The sequence below is a fragment of the Lysobacter arseniciresistens ZS79 genome (assembly GCF_000768335.1).
Taxonomy (GTDB): Bacteria; Pseudomonadota; Gammaproteobacteria; order Xanthomonadales; family Xanthomonadaceae; genus Novilysobacter; species Novilysobacter arseniciresistens.
In genome coordinates, this window is the sequence record NZ_AVPT01000065.1 from 1 (window position 1) to 2,734 (window position 2,734).

Below are 2,734 nucleotides of genomic sequence, written 5' to 3' on the forward strand. Positions count from 1 at the left end.
TCCGGATGCGACGCGGCACGCGGGATGCGGGCGCGCGGGTGCGGGATGACCAATGCCGGGCCGGGATCGGGAGTGGGCGTGGCGGAGCAGGGGGGCTGGAACGACGACGGCCCGGGGATGCCGGGCCGTCGGGTGCAACCGGGTCGCGCGATGGCCGCGACCGGTTACGCGACCGTCGCGGCCAGGTCGCGCACCCGCGGTCAGATCGCGTAGTACATCTGGTACTCGAGCGGATGCGTGGCGGCGCGGAACGCGGTGACCTCCTTCATCTTCAGGCCGATGTAGGCGTCGATGAAGTCGTCGGTGAACACGCCGCCGGCCTTGAGGAAGTCGCGGTCCTTGTCGAGCGCCTCCAGCGCCTGGTCGAGGCTGTGGCAGACGGTCGGGATGTTCTTCTCCTCCTCCGGCGGCAGGTCGTACAGGTCCTTGTCCGAAGGAGCGCCGGGGTCGATCTGGTTCTTGATGCCGTCCAGGCCGGCCATCATCAGCGCGGCGAAGATCAGGTAGCCGGAGTTCATCGGGTCGGGGAAGCGCATCTCGATGCGGCGCGCCTTCGGGTTGGCGACGTACGGGATCCGGCACGACGCGGAACGGTTGCTCGCCGAGTAGGCCAGCATCACCGGCGCCTCGAAGCCCGGCACCAGCCGCTTGTAGCTGTTGGTGGTCGAGTTGGTGAAGGCGTTGAGCGCGCGCGCGTGCTTGAAGATGCCGCCGATGTACCACAGCGCCATCTGGCTCAGGCCGCCGTAGCCGTCGCCGGAGAACAGGTTCTGCCCGCCCTTGGCCAGCGACTGGTGCACGTGCATGCCGCTGCCGTTGTCGCCGACCAGCGGCTTGGGCATAAAGGTCGCGGTCTTGCCGTTGCGGTGGGCGACGTTCTTGATGACGTACTTCATCGTCAGCAGCTCGTCGGCCTTGGCGGTCAGCGAGTTGAACCTGGTGCCGATCTCGCACTGGCCGGCGTTGGCGACCTCGTGGTGGTGCACCTCGACCTCGATGCCGAGCGAGGTCAGCGTCTTGCACATCTCGGCGCGGATGTCGTGCAGCGAGTCCAGCGGCGCGACCGGGAAGTAGCCGCCCTTCACGCCCGGCCGGTAGCCGGTGTTGCCGCCCTCGTACTCGCGGCCGGAGTTCCACGCGGCTTCTTCCGAGTCGACGTGGAAGAAGGTGTGGCCCATCTCGTTGGCGTAGCGCACCGAATCGAAGATGAAGAACTCCGGCTCCGGGCCGAAGAAGGCCTGGTCGGCGATGCCGCTGGACTTGAGGAACGCCTCGGCGCGCTTGGCGATGCCGCGCGGGTCGCGCGAGTAGGCCTGCATCGTCGCCGGGTCGAGGATGTCGCAGGTCAGCACCAGGGTCGGGTCGGCGGTGAACGGGTCGAGGAACGCGGTGGACGCGTCCGGCAGCAGGACCATGTCGGAGTCGTGGATGCCCTTCCAGCCGCCGATCGAGGAGCCGTCGAACATCTTGCCGTCCTCGAACAGCGACTCGTCGGCGATCGACACCGGGTAGGTGACGTGGTGCTGCACGCCGCGCATGTCGGCAAAGCGCAGGTCGATGAACTCGACCCGGTGGTCCTTGATCAGCTTCTCGATGGTTTCGAACGACATGGCGGGGCTCCGGAGGCGGTGGCGGGTGAGGGCGGCGGGGCCGCGGGACAGCGGCGACCTGTTCTTGCAAGCATCGAGCGTGCCAACCGGTGCGGGATCGCAAGCTGTTGATTTTGCGGCCCGTCCGCCGGGCGTGCGCGGCCGCTGTGCACCGTGATGGCGCGGCTGGCCGGTGATTGCACCGTGTTGGTGCGTCGGCGGAGCGCCGATCGATGCCCCGACGCGTTGCTATCCTGCGCCGCGCACCGCCCTCCGCCTTTCCCCAGCGACCCGCCCATGTCCGACCTGCTCGCCGCGCTGCTGCTCGGCATCCTCGAAGGCCTCACCGAGTTCCTGCCGGTGTCCAGCACCGGCCACCTGCTGATCGCCCAGCACTTCATCGGCGAGCAGCGGCCGGACCTGTTCAACATCGTCATCCAGGCCGGCGCGATCCTCGCGACCACGCTGGTGTTCCGGCACCGGCTGTGGGCGCTGGCGACCGGCCTGGGCGAGCGCGCCAACCGCGACTACGCGATGAAGCTGGCGGTCGCGTTCGGGGTCACCGCCGCGGTCGGGCTGCCGGTGCGGCTGCTGGGCTGGGAGCTGCCGGAGACGGTCACGCCGGTCGCGTGGGCGCTGATCCTCGGCGGCGTGTGGATGGTGGTGGCCGAGCGGCTGGCCGCGCGCCGCCCGGAGTCGGCCCACATCACCTGGACGGTGGCGGTGCTGGTCGGGCTGGCGCAGGTGGTGGCGGGCGTGTTCCCGGGCACCTCGCGCTCGGCCGCGGCGATCTTCATCGCCCTGCTGGCCGGCACCGGGCAGCGCTCGGCGGCGACCGAGTTCGTGTTCCTGGTCGGCATCCCGACGATGTTCGCGGCCAGCGCCTACGCGCTGCTGGAGCACGTCCTCGACGGCAACGCCGCGCCGGTGGCGTGGGACGAGCTGGCGCTGGCGTTCGCCGCGGCGACCGCCACCGGCTTCGTCGCGGTGCGCTGGCTGCTGGGCTACATCAAGCAGCACAGCTACACCCCGTTCGCGGTGTACCGGATCGTGCTGGGCGTGGCGCTGCTGCTGTGGTTGCCGGTGGGGATGTAGCGGGCGCGGGCGGGCGATCATCCGATCGCGGCTGAAGCCGCTTGTGTCTT

2 protein-coding genes are annotated in these 2,734 nt (G+C 69.7%); one reads left to right on the top strand and one right to left on the bottom strand.

The genetic code is table 11. From position 1 onward, the window contains the following. Positions 1–200: 200 nt before the first annotated feature. Positions 201–1,610: a type I glutamate--ammonia ligase gene (gene glnA, locus N799_RS13960; protein ID WP_036213914.1), complete on the bottom strand. Its 1,410-nt coding sequence runs from the start codon at positions 1,608–1,610 to the stop codon at positions 201–203. 276 nt (positions 1,611–1,886) lie between these two features. Between glnA and N799_RS13965 the strand changes: the two genes are divergently transcribed. After that, on the top strand, positions 1,887–2,684 hold the full coding sequence (locus N799_RS13965; protein WP_036213916.1) for an undecaprenyl-diphosphate phosphatase: 798 nt from the start codon (positions 1,887–1,889) through the stop codon (positions 2,682–2,684). Positions 2,685–2,734: the final 50 nt, after the last annotated feature.

What these genes read in the sequence shown, in the direction of transcription:
- glnA (WP_036213914.1), bottom strand. Translation starts at nt 1,610, where the DNA reads ATGTCGTTCGAAACCATCGAGAAGCTGATCAAGGACCACCGGGTCGAG.
- N799_RS13965 (WP_036213916.1), top strand. Translation starts at nt 1,887, where the DNA reads ATGTCCGACCTGCTCGCCGCGCTGCTGCTCGGCATCCTCGAAGGCCTC.